General features: G+C 58.4%; 15 protein-coding genes and 2 pseudogenes. 4 read left to right on the forward strand and 13 right to left on the reverse strand.

Annotated elements, in window-relative coordinates; translation table 11 throughout:
* The 3 genes from RYB09_RS23350 to RYB09_RS23360 form a co-directional block, all read right to left on the reverse strand.
* Window positions 1-1,415, reverse strand: a 1,415-nt coding sequence (locus tag RYB09_RS23350) for an amidase (protein WP_316890436.1), incomplete at its 3' end; no start/stop codon positions are given.
* Window positions 1,416-1,476: 61 nt separating this feature from the next.
* Window positions 1,477-2,409, reverse strand: coding sequence for a transporter (locus RYB09_RS23355; protein WP_316890437.1), 933 nt, complete (start codon window positions 2,407-2,409; stop codon window positions 1,477-1,479).
* 68 nt (window positions 2,410-2,477) lie between these two features.
* Window positions 2,478-3,470 carry a helix-turn-helix domain-containing protein gene (locus RYB09_RS23360; RefSeq protein ID WP_122259427.1) on the reverse strand — a complete coding sequence of 331 codons (993 nt, stop codon included), beginning with the start codon at window positions 3,468-3,470 and terminating at the stop codon, window positions 2,478-2,480.
* Window positions 3,471-3,782: 312 nt separating this feature from the next.
* Here RYB09_RS23360 and RYB09_RS23365 point away from each other — a divergent pair, with 312 nt between their 5' ends.
* Window positions 3,783-4,862 carry a GGDEF domain-containing protein gene (locus tag RYB09_RS23365; RefSeq protein WP_316890439.1) on the forward strand — a complete coding sequence of 360 codons (1,080 nt, stop codon included), beginning with the start codon at window positions 3,783-3,785 and terminating at the stop codon, window positions 4,860-4,862.
* 12 nt (window positions 4,863-4,874) lie between these two features.
* On the opposite strand, the gene RYB09_RS23370 is transcribed toward RYB09_RS23365, so the two are convergent.
* Window positions 4,875-5,309, reverse strand: a complete 435-nt coding sequence (locus RYB09_RS23370) for a GNAT family N-acetyltransferase (protein ID WP_316890441.1) — start codon at window positions 5,307-5,309, stop codon at window positions 4,875-4,877.
* 373 nt (window positions 5,310-5,682) lie between these two features.
* Here RYB09_RS23370 and katG point away from each other — a divergent pair, with 373 nt between their 5' ends.
* Window positions 5,683-7,953 carry a catalase/peroxidase HPI gene (gene katG / locus RYB09_RS23375; protein ID WP_316890444.1) on the forward strand — a complete coding sequence of 757 codons (2,271 nt, stop codon included), beginning with the start codon at window positions 5,683-5,685 and terminating at the stop codon, window positions 7,951-7,953.
* Between the two features lie 90 nt (window positions 7,954-8,043).
* Here the strand turns inward: katG and RYB09_RS27350 are convergent.
* The 9 genes and pseudogenes from RYB09_RS27350 to RYB09_RS23415 form a co-directional block, all read right to left on the reverse strand.
* Window positions 8,044-8,331: pseudogene (locus RYB09_RS27350) on the reverse strand (methyl-accepting chemotaxis protein); the annotation flags it as partial.
* Window positions 8,332-9,342, reverse strand: a pseudogene (locus tag RYB09_RS23380) (PAS domain-containing protein); the annotation flags it as partial.
* A 96-nt stretch (window positions 9,343-9,438) separates the two neighbouring features.
* Window positions 9,439-9,747 (reverse strand): hypothetical protein, encoded by a 309-nt coding sequence (locus RYB09_RS23385; RefSeq protein WP_316890448.1) that lies wholly within the window; start codon window positions 9,745-9,747, stop codon window positions 9,439-9,441.
* Window positions 9,748-9,903: 156 nt separating this feature from the next.
* Window positions 9,904-11,082: a Na+/H+ antiporter NhaA gene (nhaA, locus tag RYB09_RS23390; RefSeq protein ID WP_316890450.1), complete on the reverse strand. Its 1,179-nt coding sequence runs from the start codon at window positions 11,080-11,082 to the stop codon at window positions 9,904-9,906.
* A gap of 157 nt (window positions 11,083-11,239) precedes the next feature.
* Window positions 11,240-12,754, reverse strand: coding sequence for an ABC transporter substrate-binding protein (locus tag RYB09_RS23395; RefSeq protein WP_316890452.1), 1,515 nt, complete (start codon window positions 12,752-12,754; stop codon window positions 11,240-11,242).
* 50 nt (window positions 12,755-12,804) lie between these two features.
* A complete protein-coding gene (locus tag RYB09_RS23400; RefSeq protein WP_316890454.1) occupies window positions 12,805-13,785 on the reverse strand; it encodes an ABC transporter ATP-binding protein in 981 nt (326 codons plus the stop codon).
* A complete protein-coding gene (locus RYB09_RS23405; protein WP_316890457.1) occupies window positions 13,782-14,774 on the reverse strand; it encodes an ABC transporter ATP-binding protein in 993 nt (330 codons plus the stop codon). The genes RYB09_RS23400 and RYB09_RS23405 overlap by 4 nt, the downstream gene beginning before the upstream one ends.
* Window positions 14,771-15,634: an ABC transporter permease gene (locus RYB09_RS23410; protein ID WP_316890459.1), complete on the reverse strand. Its 864-nt coding sequence runs from the start codon at window positions 15,632-15,634 to the stop codon at window positions 14,771-14,773. The genes RYB09_RS23405 and RYB09_RS23410 overlap by 4 nt, the downstream gene beginning before the upstream one ends.
* The gene (locus tag RYB09_RS23415) at window positions 15,631-16,578 is read right to left on the reverse strand and encodes an ABC transporter permease (protein WP_005745304.1); all 948 of its coding nucleotides are present in this window, start codon (window positions 16,576-16,578) and stop codon (window positions 15,631-15,633) included. Before RYB09_RS23415 ends, RYB09_RS23410 begins: the two co-directional genes overlap by 4 nt.
* 339 nt (window positions 16,579-16,917) lie before the next feature.
* Between RYB09_RS23415 and RYB09_RS23420 the strand changes: the two genes are divergently transcribed.
* Both RYB09_RS23420 and RYB09_RS23425 read left to right on the forward strand, forming a co-directional pair.
* On the forward strand, window positions 16,918-17,682 hold the full coding sequence (locus RYB09_RS23420) for a LuxR family transcriptional regulator (protein ID WP_058400660.1): 765 nt from the start codon (window positions 16,918-16,920) through the stop codon (window positions 17,680-17,682).
* Between the two features lie 94 nt (window positions 17,683-17,776).
* Window positions 17,777-18,700 carry a proline iminopeptidase-family hydrolase gene (locus RYB09_RS23425; protein WP_316890464.1) on the forward strand — a complete coding sequence of 308 codons (924 nt, stop codon included), beginning with the start codon at window positions 17,777-17,779 and terminating at the stop codon, window positions 18,698-18,700.
* Window positions 18,701-18,954 lie beyond the last annotated feature (254 nt).

An 18,954-nucleotide genomic window follows, 5' to 3' on the forward strand; every position in this document is an offset into this window, starting at 1 on the left:
CGCCAAGGCCTCACCCGCTCCAACTGCCCAGCCAACCCCAACAACACCACCTCCTCCCCAAACCGCCCAGCAAAATGCGCCCCCATCGGCAGCCCCGCCGCACTCCAGAACAACGGCACCGACATCGCCGGTTGGCCACTTGCATTGAACAACGCTGCAAAAGGCGAATACCGATGCGACCGCTCGATCATGTCTTCAAGGCTCAGGCTTTCGTCGGGCACCACAAGCTCACCAATGCGTGCCGGCTCGCGTGTCAGTACTGGCGAGAGGATCACGTCGTAATCCTGCATGAATGTCGCCAGTTGGCGGCCCAGGGCGTGTATCCATTCGACGGCGGCGGCGTATTGCGCGCCGCTGACGCCGCCTTTGTCGCGCAGGATGATGCGTGTGCGGGCTTCCAGCTCGGCGTCCTGTACCTCAAAGCCACGCATGCGGCCCAGCATATCGACGTGGTTGCGGGTGTTCGCGCCGATGATGGTGAAGACGTGGTCGAGGAATTCCGGCAATACGACAGGCAGGCTGACGGGTTCGATGCGGTGCCCGAGTGACTCGCATAACTGCGCGACGTCTCGCACGGCGGCCAAGCTCTCGGCGGAGGTTGGCCAGGTGCCTGATTGTTCGATGAGCGCGATGCGCAGGGTTCCGGGGTCGCGTTGGGCGGCGCTGACGTAAGACAGGCTTTGAACCGGGCCTGCGTAAGGCGCGCCGAGGTCCATGCCTGCCGTGGCGTCGAGCAAGGCTGCGCTGTCGCGTACCGTCAGGGTGATGGCGTGCGCGGTGCTCAGGCCTGCCCAGCCCTCGCCGACCATCGGGCCGGAAGGCATGAGGCCGCGGCTGGGTTTGAAGCCGAATACGCCGCAGCAGGATGCAGGCACTCTCAACGAACCGCCGCCGTCGTTACCGTGGGCAAAGGGCACTACCCGTGCGGCCACGAGTGCGGCAGCCCCGCCACTTGAGCCACCGGCGCTGTGCTCGAGGCTCCACGGGTTGCGGGTCGCGCCGAAGCGTGTGGATTCGGTGGAATAGGACGTGCCGAATTCCGGCGCAGTGGTCGTCCCGGCAAGCACGCAACCGGCACGCCTCAGGCGGCTGACAACTTCGGCTTCAAAGGGGGCACGGAACTCGTCCATGGCCAGCGAGCCATTGCTCATCCGCGCGCCATTGACCGGGGTAAACAGGTCCTTGATCAGCGTTGGCACACCTGCGAAAACGCCTTGGCTTCTTGCAGCGTCCAGTGCCGCGCTGCGAGCCGAGTCATACAGCCGCTCGGCGACGGCGTTGAGTTGCGGCTCAACGTGCTCGATGCGCTGAATCACTCCCTCCAGCAAATCGATCGGCTGGACCTCGCCGCGCCTGACCCACTCGGCCAGGCCGGTGGCGTCTTCATCGTTCAACAACGTTTGAATGTCTTTCATAGGAAGGTTCCTGATGGCCTGAATTCGAATGGGAACTAGATCGTCGATCTTGCAACCGTTTTTAGAAACTGTGACCTACCCGCAACGCCACGGTGTAGCCCTCGGTGCGGTTGCGTGCGCCGAATTCCTTGTAGAGGTGAAACCACGCCGCAGGCATGCCGGGCATGAAGTAGCTGATCGCGGGGCCGGCTGCAACCACTCGGGCGCGGTTGCCGGTGTCCAGCCCTGGCGCATCGTCATCGGAGAATTGCCGGTAATAGAACCCGCCCAGTCCCAATGTGAAAGGACCTGCGTGCTGGCCCACGGCAAACTCGTGACGGTATTCGACGCCGCTCTTGTAGTCGGTCGCAGGGTTGCGGGTGTTGATGTCAGTCTGAAAGCTGCTGGACACTTCAAAACCGCTGTCGCTGATGTAGGTCGCGTTTACGGTGGGAGAAAACGTCCAGTGATTCAGCCCCGGCGAAATAGGACGATTCTTGTCGTAGTCGCCGGTAGGTGTCTGAATCTGCATCTGTGCGTTCACGAACAGGTTGGGGGAAAGGTCCCATTGCAGTATGAGCGGCGACACTGAAATGTCGGCCATCCTGAACGGATCCGCCTTCAGGTCCAGCGGGCCGCCAGGCGTCTGGACCCGGAACGAGGCATCCATCTGGAAGAAAGGCACCGCTACGCTGTAGCCATAGCGCGCGCCCAGTATTCTGTAATCGGTCATGCGAAAGTACGCAACGCCGATGGACAGAACGTCCAGGGAAAAATTGTTGTCCAGCGAGCGACCGTGGCGGTCTTTCTGCACATTGGTCGAATAGAACGCCACGCGCATTCCCAGCGTACCCACGGGGGTCGACGGAGGCAGGATGCCCGCACCGAAATCGTAAACACCGAAGGAGGTAGTCGGTGCTCCGTTTTCAGTTGCCTGAACCGTGGCAGCAAGGCTCATCAAGCCGAGCGTCAAGAAAGTGAAGCGTCTGATATTGGAATTATTGTTATGGCTCATCGCATGCCCCTGACCACGAAGGTGGTGGGGTCATGCTATTGAGTCATGCTTTATGCCGTTATCCGTTTTCAGCAAAGATGTTTGCGCTGCAAGGTCTGCGACGGCGTTTCCCCGAACAGTGTCCGGTAGTCACTGGAAAACCGGCTCAAGTGCCAGAAACCCCAGCGCGCGGCGACCGTCTGCACGAGTTCGATCCGGCTGCTTTCGCGCAACTCGCGCCGCGCTGCGTTGAGGCGCAACGTGCGCAGAAAAGCCACCGGGTTGATGCCCAGCGTCTCCTGAAAACAGTACTGAAGTTTGCGGCGACTGGTGCCGATGTGGTTGCACACATCCAGAATCGACAGCGGTTCATCCAGATGCGCCAAGGCATAATCGCGGGCCCGATCCACCATTCTCTTGCGCGCCGTGGGATTTAGCGGCGGCGCCTGATCAGGTGCCACAAGTTCCAGCACCTGCAACATTACGGCATCACGAATGCCACGCCGGATCGACTCGTACTCAAGCTTCTGCAGGCACACCTGCTCTCCATTCAACAGGTTATCGAACAGCGCAGTGAACCTCGTGCGAACCGTTGGATCGGTCAAACGGTAACACTTGGGAAGATCGGTAATTTCAAAACGGCTGCCCTGACGTTCCAGCGCGTGAGCCAGGGCACTCTCTTCAATCGCAATGCCCAGTGCATCCAGTTGCAGCGGGGTACTCAATTCCGGAAGATTCTCGCCGTGCGCGACGATCATGCTCGACTCTGGAAGCGTGTGCCCGGCACAGAACGCAGGACCGTTGGCACTCAACGGCAAGGCGAAAATAATCGCCCCCTTCCAGGCTGTACCACTCTTGACCAGGGCCTGATTAGAGCGGTCGCGGACCAGTTGCAGCCAGTCCGAGCGGAATTCCGTCAGCTCTCCTTCAAAGCCACCGGGCGTCACCTGGTCGTAACGAACCTGCCAGCCGCTGAGATTGCGACCATGCTCGTCGATGTCACAAGTTTGAAAACGCCGCAGGTGAGGTGGTGGTGCCGCCTCAATCGAAGCCTTGTTCATCTCCACATAACGACTACTCATCGGCCTTGCCCTTTAATACGTTTCAAGGTCATGAGGCTAAGTGAAGGCAAGTTTCATTCCGGCAGCAAGGAGTTTGAGTGATTAATACAGCGAAGCTACCAAACTGCTTTCAAGCTTCATAAAAACTCTGCTCGCTTCAAATAGAAAGCGTCCCGTCGAGTCATGGTGTAGGCCCACTCGCTGTCCCAGCAAGACAAGCGGCCATCGCTCTCGAGTACTGATCACGTATACTGGCAATATATCATCACACATCTCGACCAAGGCATGTGCCGTCGATTACGCTTCGCCTGGCATAGGTATGGAAAACAGCACATGCCACAAAGAAGAAACCTGAAAGACTCTATTTTCATACCCTTGAAGCTGTCTCAATTGATCGGCCTTTTCAGTTGGATTATCAGCTGGTATGTGAATCCGTCTATTGAGCAATCACTGGATATATTTATTTATTGCGCTCTGGCGGGGGCGACGCTGTCAATCATTGTCACTTCCAACAGCAGAAGCATGACGACGTGGCGCCTGTTCGGCATTATCTACATGACCTCACTTACCGTTCTGTTCAAGGTACAGATCGAACGCATGGGCGTAGAGGCGTCGATGTGGGGATTGGTTGTCACTTCCCTGCTCATCACGGGAATGAGCGTATTCTTCGTCAAATTCATTGACTACGTCGCTGCGGCTGCTCTGATCTGGCTGATCATGTGGCAAACGGACCTGACGGCGGTCGGCGTCCACCATGCGCCTCTGTTTTATGTTTTCCTGATCAGTTCGACATTGTTGGGCGGCTCCCTGAATGCAACCTTCCTGAGCCTGGTCATGCAGACCATGGCGGCGAGTGATCGCTACCAGAAGCTGTCCGAAACCGACACGCTGACGAACGCCCCAAATCGCCGTGCTTTAGTCGCCAGCCTGGACAACGCACTGACGTCAGATGACACGTCCTCGCTGTGGTTCGCCATGCTTGATCTGGATAACTTTAAAAGCATCAACGACAACCATGGCCACGACGTGGGTGACAATGTCCTTATATGTTTCGCAACACTCATAAAAAACACAACGGGGCTGGTCAGCTTTGGTCGCCTGGGGGGAGAAGAGTTTGGCGTGATGTTATCCGCAGCAAACGCAGCAGACGCCATAGCGGCAATGTATCATTTATTGATGCACGCCCAAAAAGACCAAACAGCGAAAATGCCCTATTCATTCAGTGCAGGTATTGCGAGTTTGGCTCGGGCAAAAAACGTCAATGACCTGTTGAAAGAAGCCGATGAAAATTTGTATCACGCCAAACGGAGCGGCAGACAATGTATTGCCTTTGAAGGCAGGATAGTTTCCGCGACCGCTGGAAATGTGGAAAAGCAGAACCAAGGGGTGAAATCGGTTAATACGCATGCATAGCGCTAAGTCCTCTCAAACGTTATCGCCGCCCTGCCGAACCATCGAATAACGGTCAATATCCTCTCGCAATGTCCACCCCTGCCCTGACCAATACCGGCCAGCCGCCTCATTACCCTTCAGCACATCCAGATGACACTTATAAATTCCCAGCGCTTCCAGACACTGAAGGCAGCGCTCGACCAACTCGTGAGCTATCCCTTGTCGACGATACTCCGGCAGCACAATCAAATGTTGTAGATAACCCCGGCGGCCGTCATGCCCACACATGACACAGCCGCACAGAGCCCCATCAGCCTCGGCGACGAAGCTCATACCGGGGTTTCTGTCGAGGTAGCGTGCCGTCGATTCACGCGAATCGGCATCGCGCAGGGAAATGCCCGGTGTGTTGCGCATCAGCTCGATGACCGATTCGTAATCATTGATTGTCATGCTGCGAATCGTGATCACTGGCTAAGACCGGCCTGTTATTCCAATGGCGGAGCAGATTAACAGAGCATTTCGCTGATCAGATGACAGCGCTGCCAGAGTTTGCCTATCAACCCATAACGTTCTTTCTATTAGAAATATCCACGAAGAAGGCTAATCTGCAAGAGCATCGGCGAAGGCCGTGCGGTTTTACCCTGATAAGGAGATAAGAATGAGCTCAAGTTTTCTGTGCACGTTGCGGGCTCGTATCGCAGCAATCCAATGATCGCTACTGGCCTGATCGTTGATCGAGCGGCCGGTACGAACCCAGTGCTATGGAGTTCCGTCATCACTGTCTGAAGCCCCGCGAGTGGGCTGGATGGCCGGATGCAAATGACAAAAAGGTGTATCAAGCATGTCAACTGAATCGAAATGCCCCTTCAACCACGCTGCTGGCGGCGGCACCACCAACCGTGACTGGTGGCCCAAGCAGCTGAATCTGAAGATTCTGCATCAGCATTCCTCACTCTCCGACCCGATGGGCGAGAGCTTTGATTATGCCAAGGAGTTCAAGAGCCTTGACTTCGAAGCGGTCAAACAAGACCTGCGCGACGTCATGACCCGGTCGCAGGACTGGTGGCCGGCCGACTTTGGCCATTATGGTCCGCTGTTCGTTCGCATGGCCTGGCACAGCGCCGGTACTTACCGTACAGGCGATGGCCGTGGCGGTGCAGGTGCTGGTCAGCAACGTTTTGCGCCGCTCAACAGCTGGCCTGACAACGTCAGCCTGGACAAGGCACGTCGCCTGATCTGGCCAGTCAAGCAGAAGTATGGCCGCAAGATCTCCTGGGCCGACCTGATTGTGCTTACCGGCAACGTCGCGCTGGAGTCGATGGGCTTCAAGACGTTCGGTTTTTCCGGTGGTCGCCCGGATGTCTGGGAACCGGAAGAAGATGTGTACTGGGGCTCCGAGACCACCTGGCTGGGTGGCGAAGAACGCTACGGCGCACAGAAGAAAATGCAGCAGCCGGGCGACGGTACGCTGGTCGCCGAGCCGGAGAATCATGCCAACGAAGAAAGCCGCACCGCGAGCGGTGAGCGCAATCTGGAAAACCCGCTTGCCGCTGTGCAGATGGGCCTGATCTACGTGAACCCTGAAGGGCCTGAAGGCGTGCCGGACCCGGTCGCTTCGGCGAAGGATATCCGTGAAACCTTCGGTCGCATGGCGATGAACGATGAAGAAACCGTAGCGCTGATCGCCGGTGGTCACGCCTTCGGCAAGACTCATGGCGCAGGCCCTGCCGACAACGTCGGTCCGGAGCCGGAAGCAGCCGGTCTTGAAGAACAGGGGCTTGGCTGGAGAAACAAATTCGGCAGCGGCAAGGGTGGCGACACCATCACCAGCGGCCTGGAAGTGACCTGGACTTCGACTCCGACCAAATGGAGCAACGAGTACCTGGAAAACCTCTTTGGCTTCGAGTGGGAGCTGACCAAGAGCCCGGCAGGCGCGCATCAATGGACGCCGAAGAATGGCGCAGGCGCGGGCAAGATTCCGGATGCCCACGATCCATCCAAACGTCATGCGCCAAGTATGCTGACCTCTGACCTGGCGCTGCGCTTCGATCCAGCTTACGAGCAGATCTCCCGTCGCTTCCTGAACAACCCTGAGCAACTGGCCGACGCGTTCGCCCGCGCCTGGTTCAAGCTGACTCACCGTGACATGGGCCCGCTCGCGCGCTACCTCGGCCCGGAAACACCGGCCGAAGAGCTGCTGTGGCAAGACCCTATTCCGAATGTTGATCATGCGTTGGTGGATGATCAGGATGTTGCCGCGCTCAAAGGCAAGATTCTGGCTTCGGGGCTTTCTGTCTCGCAGCTGGTTTCAACCGCATGGGCAGCCGCTTCTACTTTCCGTGGCTCTGACAAGCGCGGCGGTGCCAATGGCGGTCGTCTGCGTCTTGCTCCGCAAAAGGACTGGGCGGTTAACCAGCCTGCACAACTGGCGGGCGTACTGAAGACGCTTGAGGGGATTCAGAGCGAGTTCAACGCCGCTCAGTCGAGTGGCAAGCAGGTTTCCATTGCGGACCTGATCGTCCTGGCCGGTAGTGCAGGTGTCGAGCAGGCTGCGAAGAACGCTGGCCAGCACGTCACGGTGCCGTTCACACCAGGCCGTGCCGATGCATCGCAGGAGCAGACGGATGTCGAGTCGTTCAGCTTCCTTGAGCCGATCGCCGATGGCTTCCGCAACTATCAGAAGGCGCACTACAAGGTCTCGGCAGAATCGCTGCTGGTCGACAAGGCGCAACTGCTGACCCTGACTGCACCGGAAATGGCTGTGCTGTTGGGCGGCCTGCGGGTCTTGAATATTAACGTCGGTCAGAGCAAGCACGGCGTATTCACCGACAAGCCGGAAACCCTGAGCAACGACTTCTTCAAGAACCTGCTGGACATGGGCGTTGAGTGGAGAGCGACTTCAGGTGCCAACGACACCTTTGAAGCACGTGACCGCAAAACCGGCGCAGTCAAATGGACCGGCACCCGTGTCGATCTGGTATTTGGCTCCCATGCTCAACTGCGTGCGATTTCCGAGGTGTACGGCAGTTCGGACGCTAACGAGAAGTTCGTCAAAGACTTCGTGGCCGCATGGACCAAGGTGATGAACCTGGACCGCTTCGACCTGGCTTGATGTGTTTGATGTGCTGAGTTGAAAAAACGCCTCCCTTGCGGAGGCGTTTTTTTTACGGCTATCAAAAAGCGAAGGCTGGTTTTATCAGCGACTCATCATGCTTGCCGCCTGCTCCGTCGCTTCGGTCGTTCGAGTCGCCAGCTTGCGCACTTCGTCAGCTACCACCGCAAAGCCCCGCCCAGCTTCCCCGGCACGTGCAGCTTCAATCGCGGCATTGAGCGCCAGAAGGTTGGTTTGGCTGGCAATGCTCTGGATAGTGCCGACTATCTGGGTCAGTTGAGTGATGTTCTCTTCCAGGTTTTTCTGATGCTGTGCTTCGGTGTCGCGAAGAGCATCCTGCTCATGCTTCAAATGCACATCCACCAACGCACCGACCACCCTCAGCGGAACACCTTCGGGATTGCGACGAGTCTGGCCGCGTGCACGGAACCAGCGGTACTCGCCGGTTTTCATCTTCAGGCGGTACTCGATATCGAACGGCGTCTTGCCAGTCCGGTCATTCAAGTGCGCACCGAATGCCGTCAGACTGCGCTCCTTGTCGTCAGGGTGCAGCCGTGATGCCCAGCTATCCAGTACGTCAGGAAACTCTTCGACTGTTTCGAAACCCAAAAGCCGCCTGAACTGTGGAGACCACCAGAACGGGTTTCTCGCATTGACCGGGTCGCCAGCAATGACCTCCATGTCCCAGAGCCCGTCGGAGAGCATCTCCCGGGCCAGTTCGAATCGGGTAATGATCACATCGTGTTCCAGATCACGTTCAAGCTCATCGTGAATATCACGAAGCGAGCCGGCGACACGCAGCGGCGTTCCGCGTGCGTCTCTTAACGTTTCGCCTTGGGCATAGAACCAGCGATAAGTGCCGTTCTTCATCGCCAGACGATTCTTGACTCGGTACGGCGTGTTACCCGAGCGGTCATTCAAATGCTTGGCAAATGCGTCGAGCGTGGCTTGTTTATCCTGCGGATGAAGCCGGTCTGCCCAGCTCGCCAGTACGTTAGGGAAATCTCGCTCGTCGTTAAAACCGAGAAGCGTGCGAAGTTGCTGCGACCACCAGAATCGATTGTTCGGGTTGACCGGATCGCCCGCTACGACCTCCATATCCCAGAGGCCCTCGCTCGACGCACGGTTGACCAGATCAAAGCGGGTCTCATAAGCGGCGGCCGAGGCAGAGGCTTCACCCAGAAGGTGGCGGGCGGTTTCCAGTTCCTGCTCAAGATCGGCGATACGTTGCTCGTCGAGACGACGCTGGGTACTCAGCGAACTCCAGCACTCAAGTACGGTGTTCTCTTCAGCGCAGCCTCTTACAACCGGCTCGCCAGCCCCCTTGAGAGAGGCAATAAGTTGTTGAAGGGCTTTTCTGTCACGACGTGGTCGGAATAAGTGAAACATGCACAGGGCTCTCAAAATAAAGTCAGATTTGCCGAGTCCCTGGCATGTCACTTCTTTATCGACATGCCGTGCGGTTTCTGAATCGTCAGATTGTGATCAGGTAATGGTCACTTGTTCCAGAATCAACTTCACGGCTTGCTGATCGGTTTGCGCCCCCGCCATCAACTCCGCTACCCAGCCGCAACCGGACTTCTCCAGATGAACTCGCCAATCACCGGGCCATTTCTCAAGCCCGTCCAGATTCAGGAATATGCAGCCACCCCGCTCAGCGTGTCCACCGCCAATTGACTGTTCAAAACAGAACGGTTTATCGGCTCCGGATGTATCGACGCTGAATAGGTAAACATCGTGTTTCGGGTCCTCAAGCGAAGGCGCACAATTGCGCTGACTGATCAGCTTCAACATTTCTCAATCTACTCCTGGCTATATGATTGACTGTGACTTCCATTACTTAGGGAATGCAGTTCGCGACGGTTTACGTCGCAAAGAGGACGCAGAGCGTCCAGACCGGCATGCCGACGCGGAGCGTCGCACGATAGTTGAGATTATCGTCCCCTACGCTCACCCCCTCGCTCCAAACCTGCGCAACACCACAACCCCAAGCAACGCCGATAACACCGACCCGATCAGTACGCCCACCTTGACCTCATCCACCAGCTCCGGTGCGCCCGGGAAGGCCAGTGCGCCGATGAACAGGCTCATGGTGAAGCCAATACCGCACAGCGCCGCAACACCGTAAAGCTGGCCCCAGTTGCTGTCGTCCGGCAAGCGGGCCAGGCCGGCGCGGATGGCCAGTGCAGCGAGGGCGAAGATGCCGACCTGTTTGCCGATCAGCAGCCCCAGCGCGACGCCCAACGGCACCGGGTCCAGCAGTTTGTCGACAGTGATGCCTGACAGTGAAACGCCGGCATTGGCGAATCCAAAGACCGGTACGACGGCAAAGGCCACCCACGGGTGCAGTTTTTCTTCCAGATGCAGCAGCGGCGAGCTGGCTTCTTCATCGGGTTTGCCGAGCGGAATGCACAGTGCCAGCGCTACGCCCGCCAAGGTGGCGTGAATACCGGACTGGAGCATGAAGAACCACAACAGCGCGCCGACAATCAGGTAAGGCAGCAGCTTTTTAACGCCCAAGCGGTTCAGCGCGACGAGCACGGCGATGGAGCCAAGTGCGGCCAGCAGCATGGGAATGGACAGATCGCTGGTGTAGAACAGCGCGATGATCAGCACAGCGCCGAGGTCATCGAGAATTGCCAGTGCCGACAGGAATATCTTCAGCGATAACGGCACACGCTTGCCCAGCAATGACAGCACGCCCAGGGCGAATGCGATGTCGGTCGCTGCCGGAATGGCCCAGCCGCCAATGGTGTCTGACTGGCCCCAATTGAATGCCACGTAGATCAACGCCGGAACCACCATGCCGCCCAGCGCCGCGAAGCCCGGCAAGGCGCGCTGGCTCCAGGACGCCAGCTGGCCGGCCAGCATTTCGCGCTTGATCTCCAGGCCCACCAGCATGAAGAAGATTGCCATCAGGCCATCGTTGATCCAGTGCGCTACCGACATCCCGGCGAGCACGGTATGCAGCGCTGCAAAGTAGCTGTCGGCCAGCGGCGAGTTGGCGACGATCAGTGCTGCCAGCGCAGCCGCCATCAGGATCAGACCGCCAGCGGCCTCAGCGGCGAAAAAGCGCTTGATGAACGCCAGCGCGCTCGGGGATTCGGTACGGGGGGTGGGGTTATGCATGCAGGGCTCCGCAGGGTACAGCGCAAAAAGGCCGCAACCTTACCACTCGCAGAGCCTGCCACAGCGCAGGTAAACCTGAGGATACAAATTAACGCGCATGCCCATCATAGCTTGAGGAATCAGGGCTCCTGTCTGCCAGACAACAGCCCTGCCCGCTTCACTTCTTGACGGTTTCTTCAAGCGTGAATCGGCCCAACGGGTTCTGGCCGAAGTGCTCGATGTTCTTGCGTGAAACACTGATGTAAGGGCTGTAGTAGAGGTCGATCCAGTTGACGTCGGCTTTGGCCATTTTCTGCAGGTCGATGTACATCTGCTCACGCTTCTTGGGGTCCATTTCAACCCGTGCGGCGGCGACCAGTTCCTTGACCTTGTCATTCTTGTAACGGGTCATGTAGTTGTTGTTGGTGTCATGGCCAAGCACGAAGGTGGTTTTCTGGTCCGGGTCGAGGATGTCGTTGGTCCAGTACATCACGGAGATGTCGTAGTCCCCGGCAATCAGCATGTCCCAGCTCTGGCTCGGGTCGACTTTCTGCAGCGTTGTGGTCACGCCAACCTTGGCCAGTTGCTGTTGCAGCATAACCGCAATTTGCTCGTCGACTTCGTTGCCAGCGTTGACCACATAGTTGAGCTTCAGGTCCGACGCACCGGCATCCGCCAGCATCTGTTTGGCCTTGACCGGGTCATACGGGCGTTGCAGGTTATCGGCGTAGTGATACAGCGCGCCCTTGGGAATGTAGGAATTGGCCACGGTGCCCAGCCCGAAGGTAGCGGCCTCGACCAGCGATTTCTTGTCGATAGCCATGTCCAGTGCCTGGCGTACCTCAGGCTTGGCCAACGCGCCGTGCTCATGGTTGAGCAACAAATGATCTTCACGGGTGGACGGGTCAAGGTGGACCACCAGATCAGGGTTCTTCTTCAGGTTTTCGACACGGGAGAACGGCACGTAGATCGCTGCATCCAGCTCGCCCTTCTGGACCATCAGCATGCGGGTGTTGTCATCCGGCACCGAGATCCACTCGACACCATCCAGACTAACGCTCGGCGCTTCCCAGAAGTTGGGGTTCTTGGCCAGAATCACCCGGTCACCGCGCCGCCACTCTTTCACCGTGAAGGCTCCAGAACCGACAGGCTTTTCGGCATACGCCTCTTCGCCCATGCTCTTCATGGCCTTCTCGGAGAGAATCGACACGTTGGGCAGCGCCAGTTGCGAGAGGAACGAGGCCGATGGATTCTTCAGGGTGATGACCAGCGTACGCGGATCTGTTGCGACGGCTTTGTCGATAATCTTGTAGGAATCGCTCCACAGCGAGCCCTTGTCGTCGCGAATTCGCAGCAGGCTGAATACAGCGTCGCTGGCGGTCAGCTCCGAGCCATCAGAGAATTTGGCCGGGCGTATCTTGAGCGTATAGGTCAGCCCGTCGGGCGAAATCGACCAGCTTTCCGCCAGCCCTGGCACCAGTTTTGTGCCCTTGTCGTCAACCCGGATCAGCACATCGTAGACGTTGGAAAATACCCAGTTGTCGATGTTTTGCGCGCTTTTGATCGGGTCGAAGGTGGTGCCGTCCTCACGACGGCCGATGGTCAGCACGCCCGCGGCTTCCGCCACTCCCGCTGCCAGGGAACAGGCCGCCAGCATGGCGACGGTCAGCATTTTCATTGGTCGAGCTTTCATACGAATGAACTCCTTGCCGGTGTCGGGACAGATGTTGTTGTAGGTCTGGATCAAAAAAAGGGTGCATCAAGTACGCAGTCGTAGCGCTGCTCGCCGACATGCCGGGTGGGTGGCGCGACGCTGGAACAGGTCGGTCTGGCGAACCGGCAACGCGGGTGAAAGGCGCAGCCAGCGGGTAAATTCAGGGGGCTGGGCGGCTCGCCCTGCAAGGGTTCACCGGGCAGCGGACGATCCGGATCAATCTCGGGGATCGCCTGGATCAGCGCCGCGGTATAGGGATGACGCGGTTTGAGAAAGACCTCTTCGACCGGGCCCTCTTCAACGATTTTGCCCAGGTACATCACCGCCACCCGGTCACACAGGCGGCGTACGATGGCAAGATCGTGGGCAATGAACAGAATCGCCAGGTTCATGCGCTGGCGTAGTTCCAGCAGCAGGTTGATGATCTGCCCCTGAATCGACACGTCCAGTGCCGCCACGCACTCGTCGGCAATGATCAGCCGTGGCTCGATGGCCAGCGCGCGGGCGATACCGACACGCTGACATTGTCCGCCGCTCAAGGTGCCCGGTTTGCGTTCGGCAAATTCTGGCCGCAGACCGACCATGTCGAGCAACTCGATGACCCGCGCCGGAATCTCGGATGCGCTGACCTTGCGTTGCACTTTCAGCACCTCGGCCAGCGTGGCACCGACGGTCATGCGCGGGTTGAGCGAGGAAGACGGGTCCTGAAAGATCATTGCTGTTTCACTGCGCAAACGCTGCAGACTGATACCACTGCCTTGGGCCATGTCGACATCATCGAAGACGATCTGCCCGGAAGTAATGTCGTTCAAACGCAGAATCGCGCGCCCCAGCGTGCTCTTGCCGCTGCCAGACTCGCCCACCAGGCCCAGCGTTTCACCTGCACGAATGCTCAGCGACACACCGTTGACGGCATGCACCCAACGCTTGTTGAGGCCCATGAAACCTGATCCGGGGGCCGGGAAGCGCACCACCAGATCGTTGACGTTCAACAGCACGGAGCCGCTCATGAAACGGCCTCTCGGGAGTCTGCCAGCGGGTAGTGACAGGCCGCTTGGTGGGCAACACCCATCGACCGCATCAGGGGTAGCGTCTCGACGCAGCCTGCGCCCGCATGGCCGCAGCGCGCCTGAAAACGGCAGCCGACGGGCAGCGCATCGAGCAATGGCGGCTGTCCGGGAATGGTGCGCAGCAGGCCACTGCCCGCGCTGCTGGCGGGCTGGCAGTCGATCAGGCCGCGGGTGTAAGGATGGCGGGCGCGGGCCAGCACGTCGCGCTTGCTGCCGTGTTCACACAATCGACCGGCGTACATCACCGCGATGGAGTCGCAGGTTTGCGCCACAACACCCAGGTCGTGGGTAATCATGATCAACGACAACCCGTGACGGTCGCGCAGGTCCAGCAACAGCCGCAGGATTTGCGCCTGCACCGTCACGTCCAGCGCGGTGGTCGGTTCGTCAGCGATCAGCACCTGCGGCCCGCAGCCCAGCGCCACGGCAATCATGGCGCGTTGGCGCATGCCGCCGGAAAACTCATGGGGAAAGTTATCCACACGCGAAGCCGGGTCGGGAATGCCGACCTGACGCAGCAGATCAATCGCCTGCGCCCGTGCCTCACGTTTCGAAGCGCCCTGATGCAGACGAAAACCTTCGGCAATCTGCTCGCCGATACGCATCAGTGGGTCCAGATGACTGCTGGGGTTCTGGAAAATCATGCCGATCCGCCGCCCCCGCATGGCACGCATACCGGCTGCATCCAGCGTTAACAAGTCAACATCATTGAGCAGCACCGAACCACCGCGCACGTGCAGGTCCGGCGATGGCATCAGTTGCATCAATGCCCGGCAAGCCATGGTCTTGCCAGAGCCACTTTCACCGACCAGCCCGAGAATCTCGCCCTGCTGCAGATCGAACGACAGCCGGTCGACCAGCGTTACCTCGCGGCCACGATTGTTCGCAATCACGCTCATCTCGCGGACTGTCAGCACCGGCGTACTCATTGTCGCTCCCCCAGGGTTTCGGCAACGCCGTCCGCCAGCAGGCTGAAGCCCATGGCCAGCGTCACGATGGCCAGCCCCGGAAAGGTGCAGATCCACCACGCAGACGTCAGAAACGCCTGCCCCTCGGCGACCATGGTGCCCCACTCCGCCAAGGGTGGCTGTACACCCAGCCCCAGGTAGCTGACCGACGCACCGCTGAGCAGCACCAGAACAGCGTCAGACATGGAAAACACAATCGAGCCGAACATCGCGTTGGGCAGCAGATGACGGAACAGAATGCGCAAGTGACCGAACCCCAGACTTCTGGCCGCCAGAGCGAAATCGCTTTCCTTGAGCACCAGAATCTGTGAACGGATCAGCCGCGCGTAAGACACCCAGCCCACCAGCGCCATGGCGATGTAGAAACTGCTCAGGCCCGGGCCGAGAATCGCAATGATCGCCAGCATCAGCACCAGAAACGGAAAGGCCAGAACGATGTCGATTACGCGCATGCACAGGTTGTCGAAACGCCCGCCGATGTAGCCCGACAATGCGCCGACAAACGTGCCGATGATGAACGGGAAAACCACCCCGAGCACACAGATCTGCAGGTCGATGCGTGCCGCCCAGATGACTCTGGACAGAATGTCGCGGCCAAAATTGTCGGTGCCGAACGGATGCGCGAGGTGTGGTGCGAGCATGCGCAGTTCGGTGTTCTGGTAAATCGGGTCATAAGGTGCCAGCCACGGCGCGAAGAGTGCCAGCAACAGCCACACGCCAAGCAATGAGGTGCCCAGCAGCATCGCCAGCCGGCCATTGCGCAAGCGCAGGCGCAGCCTTGAACGCCAGTGTGGGCGCAGATGGGCGTGGGCGACGGTCATTTGATGTTCACCCGCGGGTCTATAGCGACAGTGGCCACATCAGCGAGGAAGTTGACGATTACCGTGGCACAGGCGAGCACCATGGCTACCCCCTGCACCACCATGTAATCGCGACTGAAGATGCCGCGCACCAGCAACTGGCCGATGCCGGGGATGGCAAACAGGCTTTCGATAACGACAGTGCCGCTGATCAGCCAGCCGATGTTCACCGCCAGCAGGTTGATCGACGGCACCAGCGAGTTGGGCAATACGTGACGGCGAAACACTGCACCCTCACTGACGCCGCGTGCCCGCGCCGCAGTAACGTGATCAGCCTGCAGTTCCATGAGCATGCTCGCGCGCAGGTTGCGAATCAGCACAGCGGACAGAGCCAGGGCGATGGTCAGGCACGGCAGCACCATGTGGTGGGCCTTGTCCAGCCAGTCACTGCCGTAACCTGACACCGGAAACCAGCCAAGCTGCACACTGAACAGCAGGATCAGCATGATGCCCAGCCAGAATGCCGGCATGCCCAACCCCGTGGTGGTGAAGACACGAATCAGGTTATCGCCCCAACTGCCCTTGTTGCGTGCAGCGACCGTGGCCAACGGCACGGCGATCAGCAGAGCCAGCAGGACGCTGCCACACACCAGAAACACAGTGGGCTCCAGCCGGGTAACGATCAGTTTGAGCACATCGATCTTGTACAGCAGCGATTTGCCCATATCGCCCTGCAAGAGGTTTTTCATGAAGTACACATACTGCGTCCACAAGGGTTCATCCAGCCCGTACTGGGCGCGGATGTTGGCCAGTGCCTGCGGTGTAGAACGGGCGCCCAGCAGAATGCGCGCCGGGTCGCCGGGGATCGAGCGCACCAGAATGAAGGTCACCAGACTGATGCCGAACAGCACCGGCAGCAACTGCAACGGACGCTGGAGGATGAAACGATAACGACCCAGATTCATCAGACGCCCCGATGCTGTGACAGAAAATTCAGCAGGACCGGAAAGTACGCCGCCACCCCTTTCACGCAAAAGGGCAGAGCGAAGTTGTAGTCGAACATTGACCATCCGTCGACTTTGATTGTTTTGCGCTCATCCGCCTTGCTCGCATACCCCATCGCACCTCACCTTTGCGGACGTCGCTCATGGCCTCAACCCTATCGCGCAGCGCCATGGCAAACAGCTAGCAATTCTTATAGGTTTTACACGACTGACAGCCGGTTGGACGCAGGCGTGGCACTGTCCTTGCTAATTGCTATATTAAGACCCCCACACCGGCTCAATGACAAAGGAGGTCAAGCCATGCATATCAGGTTGTCGGATTTCAATTCGCGTCTGCAATCGGCATCTACAGTGGATCAGCAAATGGATTGCGCACTGTTACTGGCCTCGGATCTAGGATTCGATGCAGTGATTTACGATTACAGCCCGGTGCCCGTGTCCCATGATGGAGCACTGATCACACCTTCGTTGCTTTCATTGCGCAACACCCCCGCCGACTGGCACGCACTCTGGTGCAGCCAGGGGTACTACCAGATCGACCCGGTGCAACACCTGGCCGTGGCCAGCGTTTCGCCTTTCGTATGGTCATACCAGCCCAAGGCCGAAACGGTGCTGCAAACCTTTATTACCGACATGCACAAGCCGGTGGTGCGCTATCTGCATGACTCACACATGACGTGTGGCGTGACAGTACCTATCCACATGCCCAAGGGCGGCTTCGCCACCCTGACAGGCCTGTGTTCCGACAGCAGCGACGCGGCGCTGGAAGATGCCCGGCAGAGCCTGGCCGAGTTCGGTCTGCTGGCTCATGCCTTTCAGGAAGTCGCCTACCCGCTGTTTGACCAGAAGATGCGCTCCTGCAATGCGATCAAGCTCACCCGCCGCGAGCGTGAATGCCTGAGCTGGTCTGCCGAAGGGCTGACGGCCAGGGAAATCGCCGATCAGCTCAACCGTTCGGTCGCCACGGTAACGCTGCATCTGAATTCGGCCATGCAGAAACTGGGGGCCAAAAACCGTGTGCAGGCGGTCGTGCGTGCCGTTCACTACCGTTTACTCGACCACTGACCGGTTTATCAGCCAAAACCTATCATTTTCTATAGTTTTAAGATGCCACGCGCAGCGCTATGGTGCCCCGAACTATCCAGCAGGGACCGGCGACATGGCAGACATGACGATCAAGGAAGGTTTTGCGCCGTTCGGCGACTATCAGACGTGGTATCGCGTCACCGGCAACTTGCAAGGCCCGCGTACACCGTTGGTCATTCTGCACGGCGGCCCCGGTTGTACCCATGATTACGTGGACTCGTTCAAGGACCTCGCCAGTAACACTCAGGCGGTGATCCATTACGACCAGTTGGGTAATGGAAAATCGACTCGCCTGCCCCACGAGAGTCGCGAATTCTGGACAGTCGATCTGTTCTTGAGAGAGCTGAACAACCTGCTTGCCCACTTGGGCATCGAAGACAATTACGCGTTATTGGGCCAATCGTGGGGCGGCATGCTGGCTTCGGAACATGCAGTGCTCCAGCCCAAAGGCCTGAAAGCGCTGATTGTCGCCAACTCCCCCGCAGACATGCGTACCTGGGTAAGCGAGGCCAACCGACTGCGCGAGGCTTTGCCCGCAGATGTGCAAGCTGCATTGCTCAAGCACGAACAAGCGGGAACGTTGACTGACCCGGAGTACCTGGAAGCATCGCGGGCATTTTATGACCGTCATGTATGCCGCATCACACCCTGGCCGGACGAGGTGAAACGCACCTTCGACCGGATCGACGCGGACCCGACCGTGTATCACGCCATGAATGGCCCTACCGAATTTCACGTTATCGGCACTTTGAAGAACTGGACCATTGTCGACAGGCTGGAAAACATCAAGGTCCCGACCTTGGTGATTTCGGGGTTTTATGACGAAGCCACTCCACTCGTGGTGAAACCTTACGTGGAGAACATCCCTGACGTTCGCGCGTCTGAGTTCAGAGAGTCCAGTCACATGCCCCATGTGGAAGAAAGAATGGCCTGCATGGGCTGCATAGCCGGTTTTCTGGACATATTGCCTGTGACCGCTACTCAGTCAGCGGCTTAGCCAGCAGGCTCCCAATGAATGCAGACCTCGAAAAACCGCACCACTAGAGTTAATACTTTAACAACAGTGAATCGTGTAAACCGTTGACAGGATTCACTGTGTGACGGGAAGTTTTCGGAACACTTGCTTAACAAACCCTAAACAACATTACACTCATCATGAAATAACTTTCATCGCTATTAATTAAAGCTCTCACGGCCTCAGCAGAAAAACAGTTATCGGAAAGGAACGTATTGTCCCTCCGCCTGTTTTGC

Origin of the sequence: Pseudomonas syringae group sp. J254-4 (genome assembly GCF_032586855.1) — a bacterium.
Lineage (GTDB): Bacteria > Pseudomonadota > Gammaproteobacteria > Pseudomonadales > Pseudomonadaceae > Aquipseudomonas > Aquipseudomonas amygdali.

Coding starts and splice junctions, on each gene's coding strand:
- RYB09_RS23355 (WP_316890437.1), bottom strand. CDS start 2,409: ATGAGCCATAACAATAATTCCAATATCAGACGCTTCACTTTCTTGACG.
- RYB09_RS23360 (WP_122259427.1), bottom strand. CDS start 3,470: ATGAGTAGTCGTTATGTGGAGATGAACAAGGCTTCGATTGAGGCGGCA.
- RYB09_RS23365 (WP_316890439.1), top strand. CDS start 3,783: ATGCCACAAAGAAGAAACCTGAAAGACTCTATTTTCATACCCTTGAAG.
- katG (WP_316890444.1), top strand. CDS start 5,683: ATGTCAACTGAATCGAAATGCCCCTTCAACCACGCTGCTGGCGGCGGC.
- RYB09_RS23385 (WP_316890448.1), bottom strand. CDS start 9,747: ATGTTGAAGCTGATCAGTCAGCGCAATTGTGCGCCTTCGCTTGAGGAC.
- nhaA (WP_316890450.1), bottom strand. CDS start 11,082: ATGCATAACCCCACCCCCCGTACCGAATCCCCGAGCGCGCTGGCGTTC.
- RYB09_RS23395 (WP_316890452.1), bottom strand. CDS start 12,754: ATGAAAGCTCGACCAATGAAAATGCTGACCGTCGCCATGCTGGCGGCC.
- RYB09_RS23400 (WP_316890454.1), bottom strand. CDS start 13,785: ATGAGCGGCTCCGTGCTGTTGAACGTCAACGATCTGGTGGTGCGCTTC.
- RYB09_RS23405 (WP_316890457.1), bottom strand. CDS start 14,774: ATGAGTACGCCGGTGCTGACAGTCCGCGAGATGAGCGTGATTGCGAAC.
- RYB09_RS23410 (WP_316890459.1), bottom strand. CDS start 15,634: ATGACCGTCGCCCACGCCCATCTGCGCCCACACTGGCGTTCAAGGCTG.
- RYB09_RS23415 (WP_005745304.1), bottom strand. CDS start 16,578: ATGAATCTGGGTCGTTATCGTTTCATCCTCCAGCGTCCGTTGCAGTTG.
- RYB09_RS23420 (WP_058400660.1), top strand. CDS start 16,918: ATGCATATCAGGTTGTCGGATTTCAATTCGCGTCTGCAATCGGCATCT.
- RYB09_RS23425 (WP_316890464.1), top strand. CDS start 17,777: ATGGCAGACATGACGATCAAGGAAGGTTTTGCGCCGTTCGGCGACTAT.